14 protein-coding genes are annotated in these 14,843 nt (G+C 72.7%); 5 read left to right on the forward strand and 9 right to left on the reverse strand.

Features of this window, described 5'->3' with window-relative positions; translation table 11 throughout:
* A partial coding sequence (locus tag AB4Y83_RS17385; RefSeq protein ID WP_442297627.1) for an HNH endonuclease signature motif containing protein occupies positions 1-537 on the forward strand: 537 nt, incomplete at its 5' end.
* Positions 538-561: 24 nt separating this feature from the next.
* Here AB4Y83_RS17385 and AB4Y83_RS17390 read toward each other — a convergent pair.
* On the reverse strand, positions 562-1,335 hold the full coding sequence (locus tag AB4Y83_RS17390; RefSeq protein ID WP_442276700.1) for a helix-turn-helix domain-containing protein: 774 nt from the start codon (positions 1,333-1,335) through the stop codon (positions 562-564).
* A gap of 185 nt (positions 1,336-1,520) precedes the next feature.
* On the opposite strand from AB4Y83_RS17390, the gene AB4Y83_RS17395 reads away from it, so the two are divergent.
* On the forward strand, positions 1,521-2,543 hold the full coding sequence (locus tag AB4Y83_RS17395; protein WP_442297664.1) for a DUF3800 domain-containing protein: 1,023 nt from the start codon (positions 1,521-1,523) through the stop codon (positions 2,541-2,543).
* Here the strand turns inward: AB4Y83_RS17395 and AB4Y83_RS17400 are convergent.
* From AB4Y83_RS17400 to AB4Y83_RS17410, 3 genes are read right to left on the reverse strand one after another with little or no spacing between them, the layout of a single operon-like run.
* Positions 2,540-3,991 carry a carboxyl transferase domain-containing protein gene (locus AB4Y83_RS17400; RefSeq protein ID WP_442297628.1) on the reverse strand — a complete coding sequence of 484 codons (1,452 nt, stop codon included), beginning with the start codon at positions 3,989-3,991 and terminating at the stop codon, positions 2,540-2,542. The two genes, AB4Y83_RS17395 and AB4Y83_RS17400, sit on opposite strands and share 4 nt — an antisense overlap.
* Entirely contained in the window at positions 3,991-5,166 is a 1,176-nt protein-coding gene (locus tag AB4Y83_RS17405; RefSeq protein ID WP_442297629.1) for a CaiB/BaiF CoA transferase family protein, read from the reverse strand. The genes AB4Y83_RS17400 and AB4Y83_RS17405 overlap by 1 nt, the downstream gene beginning before the upstream one ends.
* Before the next feature lie 4 nt (positions 5,167-5,170).
* Entirely contained in the window at positions 5,171-6,511 is a 1,341-nt protein-coding gene (locus AB4Y83_RS17410) for an SLC13 family permease (RefSeq protein WP_442297630.1), read from the reverse strand.
* 119 nt (positions 6,512-6,630) lie between these two features.
* Between AB4Y83_RS17410 and AB4Y83_RS17415 the strand changes: the two genes are divergently transcribed.
* Both AB4Y83_RS17415 and AB4Y83_RS17420 read left to right on the forward strand, forming a co-directional pair.
* Positions 6,631-7,329 carry a FadR/GntR family transcriptional regulator gene (locus tag AB4Y83_RS17415; RefSeq protein WP_056775573.1) on the forward strand — a complete coding sequence of 233 codons (699 nt, stop codon included), beginning with the start codon at positions 6,631-6,633 and terminating at the stop codon, positions 7,327-7,329.
* Positions 7,326-8,087 (forward strand): sulfite exporter TauE/SafE family protein, encoded by a 762-nt coding sequence (locus tag AB4Y83_RS17420; RefSeq protein WP_442297631.1) that lies wholly within the window; start codon positions 7,326-7,328, stop codon positions 8,085-8,087. The genes AB4Y83_RS17415 and AB4Y83_RS17420 overlap by 4 nt, the downstream gene beginning before the upstream one ends.
* Positions 8,088-8,188: 101 nt before the next feature.
* On the opposite strand, the gene AB4Y83_RS17425 is transcribed toward AB4Y83_RS17420, so the two are convergent.
* The 5 genes from AB4Y83_RS17425 to AB4Y83_RS17445 form a co-directional block, all read right to left on the reverse strand.
* Positions 8,189-8,704 (reverse strand): gamma carbonic anhydrase family protein, encoded by a 516-nt coding sequence (locus AB4Y83_RS17425; RefSeq protein ID WP_442297632.1) that lies wholly within the window; start codon positions 8,702-8,704, stop codon positions 8,189-8,191.
* 1 nt (position 8,705) lies between these two features.
* The gene (locus AB4Y83_RS17430; protein ID WP_442297633.1) at positions 8,706-10,262 is read right to left on the reverse strand and encodes a peptide MFS transporter; all 1,557 of its coding nucleotides are present in this window, start codon (positions 10,260-10,262) and stop codon (positions 8,706-8,708) included.
* 78 nt (positions 10,263-10,340) lie between these two features.
* On the reverse strand, positions 10,341-12,011 hold the full coding sequence (bluB, locus tag AB4Y83_RS17435) for a 5,6-dimethylbenzimidazole synthase (RefSeq protein WP_442297634.1): 1,671 nt from the start codon (positions 12,009-12,011) through the stop codon (positions 10,341-10,343).
* Positions 12,012-12,033: 22 nt separating this feature from the next.
* Positions 12,034-12,873, reverse strand: coding sequence for an SDR family NAD(P)-dependent oxidoreductase (locus AB4Y83_RS17440; protein WP_442297635.1), 840 nt, complete (start codon positions 12,871-12,873; stop codon positions 12,034-12,036).
* Between the two features lie 33 nt (positions 12,874-12,906).
* A complete protein-coding gene (locus AB4Y83_RS17445; RefSeq protein WP_020142038.1) occupies positions 12,907-13,419 on the reverse strand; it encodes a MarR family winged helix-turn-helix transcriptional regulator in 513 nt (170 codons plus the stop codon).
* Positions 13,420-13,552: 133 nt separating this feature from the next.
* Here AB4Y83_RS17445 and AB4Y83_RS17450 point away from each other — a divergent pair, with 133 nt between their 5' ends.
* Positions 13,553-14,842 carry an MFS transporter gene (locus AB4Y83_RS17450; RefSeq protein ID WP_442297636.1) on the forward strand — a complete coding sequence of 430 codons (1,290 nt, stop codon included), beginning with the start codon at positions 13,553-13,555 and terminating at the stop codon, positions 14,840-14,842.
* Position 14,843: the final 1 nt, after the last annotated feature.

Consider the following 14,843-nt stretch of genomic DNA (forward strand, 5'->3'; position numbering starts at 1 on the left):
CCGGTCTGGGAGACCGACGGACACCCCGTCAACGTCGGCCGCGCCCACCGCGTCGTCCCCCACCGCACCCGCGTCCTGGTCCTGGACCGCGACCGCGGCTGCCGCTTCCCCGGCTGCGCCTCCACCCACCACCTCGAGATCCACCACCTGATCCACTGGCGCGACGGCGGCCCCACCGACACCACCAACCTCCTGGCCCTGTGCACCTTCCACCACGACGGACACCACCGCGGCGAGTTCACCCTCACCGGCGACCCCACCCACCCCGACGGACTCACCTTCCACACCGACACCGGCCTGCTCATCGGCCCACCCCAGAAACCACCCCCACCACCCACACCGCCCCCGCAGCCGCGGCTCACCCTGGCCCCCGACCCCAACCAACCGGACCGGTCAGACGGGCCGGACGAGTCAGACGGGGCAGACGGGGCATACGCGTCGGAGCGTCGCAGACCACCAGCCCGACTCCGTCGCCGCTACCCCGCACCCTCCGGTGGCACCCTGCACCTGCACCTCGTCGACTTCACCCCGACCTGAGGCCCTCCAGCGCGTACCGCTCGACTATGTCGCCTCCGCTCGGAGCCGGGCCGCGTCGAGTCGATGGCTCCCACCCGCGAGCAGGTGCGCCGTCTCCGCTCGGGACACCGCACCGAGCGTATGCATGAGCACCGAGACGTCGGCGGCGACGGTCCGCAGCGAGACGTCGAGATCGCGGGCGATGGCCGAGTCCTTGGCCCCGAGGACGAGCCTTCGGGCGACCTCGCACTGGCGGGCGGTGAAGGGCGGCTTCTGGCCCGCGGGCACCCCAGGGTGCGACAGCTGCCAGGTCAGGTCCCAGATGCCTCGGACGAGCGTCAGCACGTCGGTCCGGGTCGTGAGCCACGCCGTCGGGTACCCCTCCTCGCTGTGCGGACCACCCACGACGGCGACCGCCTCGTCGACGAGGATGAACTGTGAGCGGGCCGGGCCGAACTGGACGTGCGGGATCTCCGAGGTGAGGAGGGGGTAGAGGTTCAGGCTGCGTTCGGTCGTGATGCACCGCATGTCGACGCCTCGGCGTCGGGTGTGGTCGTCGAGCAGCCTCATCTCGTTCGCTGGGTCGTAGCTGAGGATCGGGTGCATCGTCCAGACGCTGCGCTGGGCGGTGGGCTCGAGGGCCGTGAGCCCCTTGTCGATCTGGTCGATGCCCACGCCGAGCCGGCGGAAGCCAGGCGTCGGTCGCCCGGCGAGCAGCCCGACGACGTGGCCGCTCACGAGCTGGGTGAGATCGGCAGCCGCCGCGTAGAGGTCGAGCCCGGCGCCTGCGGTCAGGTGCCGCTCCCTGTCGCCGCGCACCGGCACCTCCTGGTCTCCTCTGGTCTTCTCCGGGCCTCTCCCGGCTTCTCCGGTCCCGGCGGGGTGTCACGCCCGCCCACGGACCCGTCGATCGGACGGGCCCTCCCACCGTAAGGGAGCCGAGCCAGGTCCCGTCCGTGGGCACCGCTTCTATTGACTGGTGCTCCCGCCCCTTCCGGACGAGCATGGGCCGCGTGGCCGGCGCATCGCGACCTCCCCTGCAGGGCGGCCTGCCGCCCGCAGGCGATCTCGCCGGTGCCGCCGTCGAGATCGCCTGCGACGAGTCGGGCTTCTCGGGCAGCAACCTGCTCGACCCCGCGACGCCGGTGTTCACGCACGCCAGCACCGACCTCAGCCTCACCGAGGCGTCCGAGCTCGTGGAGGCGCTCAGGAGCGACTCACGCTGGTCGCTCGACGAGCTCAAGTCCGGACAGCTGCTCCGGGGCCGTCACGCGGACGAGGCCCTGGTGTGGCTGCTCTCGCGCCTCCAGGGCCGTGCGCACGTTGAGGTCGTCGACAAGGAGTACTTCCTCGCGACCCGCGTCGTCGACCTCTTCCTCTCGGAGCCGTCGTGGGCGGCCGGCACCCGCCTGACGGCGCACCAGCGACCCGCCGCCATCGCGCTCCACCGGTGCGGCCGGTCACGCGCACCGGAGTGGCTTGCCTTCCTCGCGGCCTTCGTCGACCTCGTCCGCACCAAGCGCCGACACCACGTCGACCGCAGGGTGCTCGAGACCTTCTTCCAGGCCAGGGACGCGCTCGCGCCCGAGGTGGACCCCGAGGCCAGGGCCGTTCTCGCGGCGTTGACCCGGACGAGGGTGCGCGGCGTCGTGACGCGGCTCGTCCACGACGACCGCACGATCCCGCCACCGCTCGAACCCCTGCTGACAGCCCTCGCCGACACCGTCCTCACGTGGAGCGACGGTCGACAGCAGGTGCTCGTGGTCCACGACGAGCAGAGCGCCCTGACCGCCGACCGGCTCCGCCGCCTCCAGCAGGCCCTGTCGGACGGCACCGACGACGGCGGCCACGACCGCAGCCACCGCGGCGTGTTACCGCTCGCCGGGCTCGTCACTGTCGACTCCCGCGACGACGCGCGCGTCCAGGTCGCCGACCTGCTGGCCGGCGTCGCCCGGCGGTGGCCCGACCTGGGCGTCGACAGCCCCCTTCGCCCGTTCCTCTCCCCGACCTCGCTCCGGGTGCCCTAGCTCGCGAGGACGTGGGCCTCGCCATGGGTCTGGCGACGCAGCGCGGCCGCGCACTCGGCGACGACCGCGAGCGCCAGCGAGGCGGGCGTGTCGTCGGCAGGCTCGGGCACGATGCGGCTGACGATCCCCCGCGCGGCGAGATCGAGGACGCCCACCTGCTGGAGCTCAGCCATCTCGGCGGCGTGCGACACGTCGCCGTGGACGATGGCGCTCGCGCCCTCGGGCGGGAGCGGCGAGAGCCAGGCGTGCTCGGCGGCGATGACCTCGCGGGCCGGTAGCAGCGCGAGCGCCCCTCCCCCGCAACCCTGCCCGAGGACGACCGACACCGTCGGCACCGTCATCGTCGTGAGGGTCGCGATGCACCGGGCGATCTCGCCCGCGATCGCGCCCTCCTCGGCGTGCGCCGACAGCTCGGCGCCGGGGGTGTCGATGACGGTGACGAGCGGCATACCCAGCTCCTCCGCGAGGCGCATGGCGCGCCGGGCCTCACGCAGCGCGCCCGGCCCCATCGGCGACGTCGGCGACTGCCGCGCCCGGTCCTGTCCGACGAGGACGCAGGGCTGTCCGTCGAGGCGCGTCAGCGCGACGAGCATCGTGGAGTCCCGCTMACCCTCGTCGGTGCCCCGCAGCCGCAGGGTGCCGGTCGCGCCGTAGCGCAGCAGCTCACGAACGCCGGCGCGGTCCGGACGGCGAGTGACCTCGATGGACTCCCAGGCGGACAGGTGCCGGCTCGGCTCGCCGGCGCGGTGGTCGAGACGCGGCAGGGTCGGGCCGTCGACGAGGACGCCCAGGGCCCGGTCGACGAGCATCGGCAGGTCCTCGGCGGCCACGACGGCGTCGAGCACCCCCTTGGCGGCGAGGTTCTCGGCGGTCTGCACGCCGGCCGGGAAGGGCACACCGTTGAGCGCCTCGTAGACCTTCGGCCCGAGGAAGCCGACGAGCGCTCCGGGCTCGGCGACGGTCACGTGCCCGAGGGACCCCCACGACGCGTACACCCCGCCGGTCGTCGGGTGCCGCAGGTGCACGAGGTAGGGCAGCCGGGCGGCGCGGTGCGCCATGAGCGCCCGCGAGATCTCGACCATCTCGATGAACGCCGGGGTCCCCTCCTGCATGCGGGTGCCACCGGAGGCCGTCGAGGCGAGCACGGGCAGACCCTCGGCGGTCGCGCGCCGCACGGCGGCGGTGATCCGCTGGGCCGCGGCCCGACCGATCGAGCCGGCGAGGAAGCGGAACTCGTTGACGACGACGGCTACGGGACGGCCGCGGACGAGGCCGCGCCCGGTGAGCACGGACTCGTCGGTCCCGGCCCTGGCCGCCGCCGCCTCGAGCTGGCGGCGGTAGTCCTCGGGCTGGCCGCTGATGTCGATCGGCTCGTCCCACGACTCGAAGGAGCCGGAGTCGAGCACGAGGTCGAGCAGCTCGTGCGCGGTCCACGGTCGGCGCGCCATCACTCCTCCTTCAGCCAGGCGCGGATGGCCGCGCCGTCCTCGTCGAGAGTCGGTGGTGCGTCGTGGTCGCGGCGCGTCACCTCGGTGCCGTCGCCGTCGAAGAACCGCAGTGGCGGACCCGGCAGCGTCAGCGACCCGAGGGTCGGGTGCTCGACCTCGACGAGCAGGCCTTGGCTCGCGGTCTGGTCCCACGCGTACACCTCGTCGAGGCTGCGCACCTTGCCGGCGGGCACGCCGACCTCGGCGAGCCGGGCGAGCAGCGGCTCGGCGTCCCAGTCGGCGAAGGCCGCCTCGACGACCTCGATGACCCGCTCGCGCTCGGCGACGCGCTCGGCGTTCGTCGCGAGTCCCTCGGCGGCCGGGTCGAGGCCGAACGCCGCGCAGAGCCGCTGCCAGAGGCCCTCGCTGCCGACGGCGATCTGGACGAAGCCGTCGCGGCAGTGGAAGAGGCCGTACGGGCTGATCGACGGGTGGTGGTTCCCGGCCGATCGGCCCACCTCTCCGGCCACGGTCCAGCGCGTGCCCTGGAACGCGTGCACGCCGACGACCGCTGCGAGCAGGGAGGTCCGCACGACGGAGCCCGTCCCGGTGCGGTGCCGCTCGTTGAGGGCCGCGACGACGCCGTAGGCCCCGTACATCCCGGAGAGCAGGTCGGCGATCGGCAGGCCGACGCGCTGCGGGTCGTCGGGCCCGGAGCCGGTCAGCGACATGACGCCGGCCTCGCCCTGGGCGATCTGGTCGTAGCCGGCGCGGCCGCCCTCGGGCCCGTCGTGGCCGAAACCGGTGATCGACAGGACGACGAGCCGCGGGTTGCGCTCCATGAGCGAGTCGATGCCGAGGCCGAGCCGCTCGAGCACACCGGTGCGGAAGTTCTCGACGAGCACGTCGGCCCGGTCGACGAGCGCGAGCAGCACGTCGCGGTCCGCCTCGTCCTTGAGGTCGAGGGTGATCGACTCCTTGTTGCGGTTGGCCGACAGGAAGTACGTCGACTCGCGCGCGCCCTCCTCGCCGACGAAGGGCGGGCCCCAGCCGCGGGTGTCGTCCCCGCGGCCGGGGGCCTCGACCTTGATGACGCGCGCGCCCTGGTCGGCCAGCATCATCGTCGCGTGCGGTCCAGCGAGGGCACGCGAGAGGTCGACGACGACGATGTCGGAAAGGGGTCCATGAGCGGTCATTCGGTCACCATCCGGGGAGGATCAGGGCGGCCCACACGAGCAACGGGCCGGCGACGACCACGATGACGCTGTAGGTGAGGATCTGCTTGTAGTACACCGGTTCGCTGATGGTGTCGGGCCGGTTGGCCAGCATCAGGGCCCCGTTCGTCGAGAACGGGCTCACGTCGACGATCGTCGAGCTGATCGCGAGCGCGGCGACGAACGCCGCAGCGCCGATGCCGCCGTTGGCGATGAGCGGCACGGCGATCGGAATGATGACGGGCAGCAGGGCGGTCGACGACGCGAACGCCGAGACGACGCCACCGACGTAGCAGAGCACGAGCGCCCCGATGACGGCGGCGCCGAGGCCTGCAGCCCAGTTGCCGACGAACTCGGGCGCCTTCGCCTCGGTCAGCACGGCGGCATACGTGCTCACGCCCGCGACGAGGAGGACGGTCGGCCACGCGACCTGCTTGATGGCGTCCTTGTGCTGGGTCGGCGCGAACATCGCGAGGATGACGGCGGCCGTGATCGAGACGAAGCCGATGTTCTTGTCGAAGGCCAGCGCGATGAGGGCCACGAGCGTGAAGGCGACGAGCGTCAGCACCTGGTCGCGCTTGACGCCGAGCGCCTGGGTGCGGGTCGCGGTCATCGTGCCGGTGCCGCGCGTGGCGACGCCGACGCCGCCGCGGTGGAGGTCCTCGGAGATCGAGTCGCCGCCCATCGGGCCGTCGACGTCGTCGAGGTCGTCGGCGCGCTGGTTCATGAGGCGACGGCCACCGAGGACGAGGAAGAGGATGACGGCCATGAGGACGTTGACTGCGAGGCTCGCGAGGAAGACGGTCATCTCGCTCGACGGGAGGCCGTTGTCCTTCATGACGGAGTTCGTGATGGTGCCGTAGATGCTGATCGGCGAGAAGCCGCCGCCCTGGGCGCCGTGCACGACGAACATGCCCATGAGGAGCGGGTTGATCTTGTAGCGTCCAGCGAAGCCGAGGGCGATCGGGCCGATGATGGCGCAGGCCGCAGGGCTCGCGGCGCCGATGGCGGTGAGCAGAGCCGTCACGAAGAACATCACCCACGGGATGAGCGCCACGCGCCCGCCGACCGCCTTGACCGCGGATCTGACGATGAGGTCGACGGTGCCGTTGTTCTTGGCGATGGCGAAGAGGTAGGTGACCCCGATCAGGGTGAGGATGAGGTCACCGCTGACGCCACCGAGGATCTCCTTCTCGCTGAGGCCGAGCGAGTAGACCCCGACGAGCCAGGCCGCCACGTAGGCGAGGGCTCCCATGTTGATCGGCAGCAGCGTGCCGATCACGAAGAGTGCGACGAGCGCGATGATCGAGACCCATTCCGGTCCCATGCGTGTCCTCCGTCGGTCGCGGCCAGCGCGCCTGGTTCCACGCCCTTGTGACGAGGCTCATGGCTGGCTCAGTGGCCTAGCCAATAGGTCAATAGGCCGACTGTCAATAGAGTGACCCCATGTCGACATCGGGCATGTCCCGCCTCACGCGCACCCGGCTCTACGAGCAGGTGGCCGAGCAGATCACCGCGTGGATCGAGTCGAACGGTCTCACGACGGGAGACCGGCTGCCTCCCGAGCGCGAGCTCGCCCAGCGCCTCGGCGTCAGCCGCGCCACGCTCAGCCAGGCCCTCGTCGCGCTCGAGGTCATCGGTGTCGTGACGGTCCGGCACGGCGACGGCACGGTCCTGTCGGACGCCCCCGGCCCGCGGCGGATCGTCGAGGCCATCCGCGCGCACGCCCACCGGCTGCCCGAGATCATCGACACGCGCGACGCCCTCGAGACGAAGATCGCCGCCCTCGCCGCAGCCAGACGCACCGCCGACGACCTCGCCCGCATCGACGAGGCCATCGAGGAGATGGCCCGCGACGTCGAGGCCGGCGGGCGCGGGGTCGAGGGCGACGAGCGCTTCCACGGCGCCGTCACCGCGGCCGCCCACTCGCTGCTGCTGGCCCGGCTCATGGACGAGATCCGCGACCTCGTCCGCGAGACCCGCATCGAGTCCCTGAGCCAGCCTGGCCGCCCTGCCGACTCGCTCGTCGGGCACCGCGCCATCGCCGACGCCATCCGCTCCGGCGACCCGGAGGCGGCCGCCGCGGCGATGCACGCCCACGTCGTCATGGTCAGTGACGTGGCGGTGCTGCGAGACGGGTCGTGACGCCCCTCGAGATGCTCGCCGTCCTCGGCGCAGGTCTCGGCGCCGGCATCCTCACCACGACCGTCGGGGTGGCCTCGCTGCTCAGCTTCCCCGTCCTGCTCGCCGTCGGGCTGCCACCCGTCGTGGCCAACGCCTCCAACACCGTCGGCCTCGTGCCTGCGGGTGTCAGCGGGTCGTTCGGCTACCGGGCCGAGCTGCGCGAGCACCCGCGCATCACGTGGACCGTCGTCGTCACGTGCGCGGTGGGTGCCGTCGGCGGGGCGGTGCTGCTGCTGGCCCTGCCGTCCAGCGTCTTCGAGGCCGTCGCGCCGTGGCTCATCCTCTTCACCTGCCTGCTCGTCGGCGTGCAGCCGTGGGTCGCCCGGTGGCTCCGGTCGCGCAGCGGCAAGGACGTCGGACCACGCACCCGGATGGGACCGGTGACGACCTTCTTCGCCCTGCTGACCGGTGTCTATGGCGGCTACTTCGGGGCGGGCTCCGGCGTCATGATGGTCGCCGTCCTCGGGCTCGGGCTCGACATCGACCTGCGGGTCGTCAACGCCCTCAAGACCCTCGCGATCTTCGCCGGCAACGTCGTCGCCGGGCTCATCTTCATCGCCGTCGCCGACCTCGACTGGCAGGCGATCGGGCTCCTCGCGGCCGGGTCGGTCGTCGGCGGCTACGTGGGTGCCCGCGTCGGACGCCGCCTGCCCCCGACCCTCTTCCGGGTGCTCGTCGTCGTCGCCGGCGTCGTCGCCGCGGTCCTGCTCCTCCGCTGAACCGCCGTTCGAGGTGWTGCCGGCACGGACATGTGCCTCGCGACATCACCTCGAACCAGCGGAGGGTATGCCGGGTGGGCCGCCGCCGCGCGTGCGCGCCCTCAGGCGCTGGTGGCTGCGCGGTGGCGGCGGGCGAGTTCTACGTAGACCTCGGCGTTGGCGCGGATGCGCGCAAGCCCCGGCTCGTCGATCTCGCGGCGGATCTTCCCCGGCACGCCGGCGACGAGCGACCGGGGCGGGATGACGGCACCCTCGGGCACGACGGCGCCGGCGGCGATGAGGCTGCCCGCGCCGATGCGGGCCCCGTTGAGCACGATGGCCCCCATCCCGACGAGGCAGTCGTCCTCGACGGTGCAGCCGTGGAGGACGGCACGGTGGCCGACCGACACGCCCGCGCCGATGCTCGTCGGGTGTCCGGCATCGGTGTGCACGACGACGCCGTCCTGCAGGTTGCTGCCCTCGCCGAGCACGATCGGGTCGACGTCGGCGCGGAGCACGGCGGTGTACCAGACGCTCGAGCCCGCCCGGAGGTCGACGGCCCCGACGAGGTCGGCGCTCGGCGCCACCCAGGCGGTCTCGTGGACCACCGGGCTGACGCCGTCGAGCCTGACGATCACGTCAGTGCACCGAGACGCTGTCGGTGCGGCCGGTGCTGGCGACGCGGTCGGTGGCGTGCAGCTCGGCCGTCGACATCTTGCGACGGATCCACGGGACGAGCGCGAGGAGCACGCCGGCGACGACGAGGGTGATGACGCCGTTGACGAGGTAGTAGACCGCGTCGCTGAGGCCGCCCATCGCCTGGATGAGCTGCGCGGCGATGGCCTGGCCCGCGGCGCTGCCGAGGAACCAGAGCGCCATGGCCTGGCTCGCGAAGGCGCGCGGCGCGAGACGGGTCGTGGCCGAGAGCCCCACCGGCGAGAGGCAGAGCTCGGCGACGGTCTGCATGACGAAGATGCCACCGAGGATGTAGACGGGCGCCGTGTTGCCCTGGAACGTCGCGAAGGCCCACGACATGGCGAGGGCCGACAGGCCGATGATCGTGACACCGAGGACGAACTTCATCGGGGTCGACGGGAAGCGTCCGGCGCGCTTGGTCCAGATCCAGCCGAAGACCGGCGCGAGCAGGACGATGGCGAGCGGGTTGATCGACTGGAACCACTCGGGGTTGATGGTGATGCCCGCCGTCTCCTTGACGGTGTTGTCGGCGGCGAAGATCGCCATCTTGCCGGCGGCCTGCTCGAAGATCATCCAGAAGAGCATCGCGCCGATCCACAGCGGGAGGTAGGCGGCGAGGTGCGACTTCTCCTCGCGCTCGACCTTGGGGCTGCGGAACATCATCGTGAAGTACCCGATGGGCGTCAGCACGGCGACGATCGAGATCCCGTCGATGACCTGGTCGAGGACGGTGTCGCGCCACAGGCCGGCGAGCACGACGATGACCGCGAAAGCGACGACGGCGCCGACGGCGAGGGCCGACACGCGGCCGCGCTCCTCGGGCGAGAGCGGGTTGGGCACGTCGTCGACGGCGGGGCCGAGGGCCTTGCGACCGAGGACGAACCACGCGATGGCGATGGCCATGCCGACCGCTGCGGCCGAGAAGCCGACGTGGTAGCCGTAGTGCTCACGCAGCCACCCGACGACGAGCGGCGAGAAGAACGAGCCGATGTTGATCGACATGTAGAAGATCGAGAAGCCGCCGTCGCGACGTGCGTCCTCGGGCTTGTAGAGCGTGCCCACCATGGCGGAGACGTTGGGCTTGAGCAGGCCGGTGCCGAGGGCCACGAGCGCGATGCCGAGCCAGGCGGTCGCCGCGGCCGGGATGGCCAGGCAGACGTGGCCGGCCATGATGACGACCGCGCCGTAGAGCGTCGAGCGGCGGGCGCCGAAGAGCCGGTCGGCGGTGAAGCCGCCGATGATCGACAGGAGGTAGACGGACGCGCCGTAGATCGCGACGACGGCGGTGCCGGTGGTCTCGTCGATGCCGAGGCCGCCGTTGGCCACGGTGTCGATGAGGAAGTAGAGCAGGATGGCGCGCATCCCGTAGTAGGAGAAGCGCTCCCACAGCTCGACGAAGAAGAGGGTCGACAGTCCCTTGGGGTGCCCGAGGAAGGCCCGGTCGTCGGCGCTGGCGCCCGAGTCGGGAGTCGGTGGTCGGTCCTGGGTCTGTGTGGTCATGCGAGTCTCCCAGCCCCTCGTGGGGGCAGTTCGATGGTTGGACAACCACACAAAACTAGAGGGGTCCCGCCGTCGGACTCAAACCGTGGAGGTGCGCGCGACGCCCGTCCGCAGCGCCAGCGCGGCCTTGACGAGCCCGGTCGCGAGGGCCGCACCGACGCCCTCGCCCGCACGGATACGCAGGTCGAGGAGGGGCTCGAGACCCAGCTCGCGGAGCACGAGGGCGTGGGCCTTCTCACGTGACCGCTGGCCGGCGACGAGGTGCGCCGCGACCGCCGGCTCGTGGCGCACGGCGGCGAGCGCACACACCGAGGTGGCGAGGCCGTCGAGCACCACGACCCCTCCGGACTCGGCCACCCCGAGCACGATCCCGGTGAGGACGGCAAGCTCTCCCCCGCCGAGGCGACGGACGGCCTCGTCCGGGCCGACGCGCCCGACCCGGGCGAGCGCCTGCGTCACGACGTCGCGCTTGCGGTCGAGCATCGCCGCGTCGGCGGAGGACCCACGGCCGACGACGTCGTCGGCCGGCACGTCGAGCAGGGCGGCGGCGAGGGCGGCCGCCACGGTCGTGTTGCCGACACCGACCTCGCCGAGCGCCACGGGTCCGGCGCCCGCCAGCGCGCGACCGCGGTCGCGACCGAGAGCGAGCAGGGCGGCATACGCCCTCTCGTCTAGCGCGTCGGAGGTGACGAGATCGCCTCTGCTGCAACCGATCCCGGCGTCGATGAGCTCGACGTCGAGGCCCGCAGCGCGAGCGGCCACGGCCCCCATCGACGTGCCCTCACGGGTCGCGCGGGCGACATCGGCAGTGACCGTCGGGTCGAAGGCGGAGATGCCGTATGCCGTCACGGCATGGTCGGCGGCCGCGACGACGAGGGTGCCCCGACCGTCCACGGCCGCGAGCGCGGTGACGCGGTCGAGGACGGTGTCGAGGACCCCGAGCGAGCCCGGCACCGTGAGGAGGTCGTCGGATCGGTCGCGGGCGGCGACGACGTCGGCCGGCTCCGGCGCACGCAGGTGGGAGGGCGGGGCGTCGCGCTCGGTCCAGCGTTCGCGCATGACGACCTGCTCGAGCGGGAGGCGCCTGCTCCAGCCGGCCCGCTCGAGGCCGGGCTCGGGCGGCCGCTCGTCGGGCCAGCCGAGGCAGAGCCAGCCGAGGGTCTCGACGCCGTCGGGCAGGCCGAGCAGGTCGGCGAGCTCGGCCGGCTCGAAGAGGGTGACCCAGCCGAGACCGAGGCCGTGGGCCCGGGCCGTCAGCCAGATGTTCTCGATGGCCGCCGCGCACGACCAGAGGTCGGCGTCGGGGAAGGTGGCCCGACCGAGCACCCCGGCGGCCGGGGTGCGGCGGTCGCACGCGACGACGACGCCGACGGGCGCCTCCCGGATGCCCTCGAGACGCAGGTCGAGCAGGCCGCGCGCCGACTCCTCCGTCATCCCGGCGGCCTGGCGCAGGCGGCTCCGGTCGGCCATGAGGGCGGCGGTGTCGCGGGTCGCAGCCTCCGTGACGACGACGAAGCGCCACGGCTGGCTGTGCCCGACCGACGGACCCCGGTGACCGGCCGTGAGCACCGCGGTGAGCACGTCGTCGGGCACGGGGTCGGGTCGGAAGCGGCGGATGTCGCGGCGAGCGCCGACGACCCGCTCGAGCGAGGCGAGGTCGTCGCGCAGCGCCCACGCGTCGGGCGCCTGGGCCCGCTCGGCGGCCGACGACGGGTCGCCGATCGTCGGGACGGGCCTGCGGTAGCTCACGGGGCCGACTCTAACGAGGAGCTCACTCGATCCAGGACCGGGTCACGCCGAGCACGCGACTGCCGTCCGTGTCGGCGAGCGACATGCCGACGAAGGCGGTCGCGCCCTCCGAGGTCTGCCAGCGGAAGCGGTGCTCGGCCGACGTCGCGGCGTCGGCGATGGCGACCGCGGCGTCCCGGGAGGACTGCGCGTTGGCGAAGGCGCCCGCGGACCGCGCGAGGTACGCGTCGAGCTGGGCGGCATACGGGTCGGCGGGATCGCCCTCGGGACGGGCCACGTTGCCGACGAAGTCGCTCGCGACGGCCGCGGGCTCGATGACCGAGACGTGCACGCCGTGGGCGAGCATGACGACGGCGAGCGACTGCATGAAGCCCTCGACGGCGAACTTGGCGCCGCAGTAGGCGTCCGCGAACGGCTGCCCGACGGCGCCACCGACGCTCGTCACGGTGAGCACGGCGCCGGACCCGGCCGAGCGCATGTGGGGCAGGACGAGCTTGGTCAGGGCGACGGGCCCGAGGTAGTTCACCTCGAGCTGGTCGCGGATCTCGTCGAGGCTCAGCTGCTCGGCGGTGGCGACGGCGCCGCGGCCGGCGTTGTTGACGAGGACGTCGAGGCGGCCGTGGTCGGCGAGCACCCCGTCGACGCAGGCCCGGGCGGCCTCGTGGTCGGTGACGTCGAGGGCCCGCACGTCGAGCTCGACGCCCGCCTCGGTCGCGGCAGCGGTCAGTGCCCCGGACCGGCTCGTGTCGCGCATCGTCGCGACGACGGCGAGGCCGCGACGGGCCAGCTCGACGGCGGTGTCCAGGCCCATGCCCGAGGAGGTTCCGGTGACGAGGGCGACCGGCTGCCCGTTGGCGTTCATGCGGGCGACGCTACGCCCGCGACGCAGGCCCGGCTACGCGTCGATGTCGTCGAGGCCCGCGATGACGATCTCGAGGAGCCGGGCCAGCTCGTGCCGCTCCGAGTCGGACAGTCCGCGCAGGGTGTCGCTCTCGACGACGTTGGACTCGCGGACCGCGGCGCTGAACAGGGCCCACCCGTCCTTCGTCAGGGAGACGAGGGTGCGGGTGCGGTTGGACTCGTCGGGGCGGCGCTGGAGCAGGCCACGGCCGGCCATCTTGTCGAGGCGGTGCGTCATCGACGAGGGGGCCACGTTGGAGAGGTCGGCGAGCTGGCTCGGGGTGAGGCACGTGTCGCCCGCGCGGGCCAGGGAGGCCAGCACCGACCACTCGCCCTGGGTCAGGTCGAGGTCGGCGAACTGCCGGACGTACCACTGGTCGAGCTTCTTCGTCACGGAGAACACCGCGGTGATGACCCGCTGCACGGACTCCTCGCCGCCGGCGGCCACGTAGGTCGCGACGTCCGCGGCGTGCTCCTGCTGGGCGGTCTGTCGTCGCTTCGCTGCCATGGAAAGGCATTGTCGCACCCGGGTGGGCTGGTGCTACTGTTTCGAAGTCGAACTTCGATGACGAAATATTCGATACCGAAGCTGCGTTGACTCCCGAAGTCCGCCTCCCCGTCCCGGAAAGGGTGTGAAACCCATGCGCACCAAGCTGCTCATCCTCGCGTCGTCCATCGGCATGCTCGGATGGGGCACCGTGCTGCCCTACCAGTACGCGTATGCGGCCAACACCCGCGGCTGGGGCGCCCTCGCTGCCGCCCTGGCCAGCACGCTCTTCTCGGTCGGCGCGCTCGTCGCCGCACCCTTCGCCGGGCGCCTCAGCGACCGCTACAACCCGGTCACCGTCGCCGTCGTGGCCAAGCTGCTCGCCGCCGTCGGCGTCGGCAGCCTCGTCTGGGCCGGGTCGGCGCCGGCCTTCCTCGTCGGCATGTTCGTCTTCGGCTTCGGCCTGACCGCAGCCGGCCCCGCCGCGTCGGTGCTCGTGCTGCGCTGGGCCGGGAGCGACGACCGCCGCAAGGTCTTCGCCTACAAGTTCACCGCCGAGGCCATCGGCATGGCCCTCGGCGCCTTCGTCGCCGGCCAGTTCGTCGACCTCTCGCGCGCCGACGGCATGACGTTCGCGTTCATCGCGGCGGGGGCGGGCTTCGCGATCTCGGCCGTCCTCATCCACGTCGCCGGCATCGGCGCCCCGAGCGAGGTCGCCCCCGACCTCGCCGCGGGCGAGGCGGAGACGCAGCTCGGCACGATGGCGGCCCTGCGCCGCATCTTCGCCGTGCCGGCCCTGCGCTGGACCGCGGTCGTCGCAGTGGCCCTGGCCCTCGGTTTCTACGCGCAGTTCGAGTCCGGCCTGCCGGCCTACGCCCTGACCGTCCTCGACGTCGACGAGTCCGCCATCGGTCTCGCGGCCGCCGTCAACTGCGTCGTCATCGTGGTCCTGCAGGTCGTCGTCGTGCGGGTCACCGCGCGTCGCAACGCGGCCAGCCTGCTCATGGTCGTCGGCGCCATCTGGACCCTGTCGTGGGTCGTCCTCTCGGTGGCGCAGCTCACGCCGGAGGTCGCCTCGGCCCTCTTCGTCACGACGTTCGGCATCTTCGCCGTCGGCGAGACGATGTACGCACCCGTGCTCAACCCGCTCACCGCGAGCCTCGCTCCCCGCGGGCTCGTCGGCACGACGCTGGGCACCTTCACGGCGATCCAGACGACCTTCTCGGCCGTCGGGCCGCTCGTGGCCGGTGCCCTGCTCGGGATGGGGCTCGCCAACGGCTTCCTCGGCCTGCACCTCGTCATCAGCGTCGGCGCCGTCTACGGCGCGTGGCGACTGCGGGGCGCCCTCCGGGACCGCCGGGTCGAGGAGCGTCGCACCGCCGCTGCGGGCGTCACGTCGGCCGCCTCGGAGAGCGCGCCGGCCCGCGCCGTGGTCGCTGCCTGAG

Origin of the sequence: Terrabacter sp. RAF57 (genome assembly GCF_052113925.1) — a bacterium.
Taxonomy (GTDB): domain Bacteria; phylum Actinomycetota; class Actinomycetes; order Actinomycetales; family Dermatophilaceae; genus Terrabacter.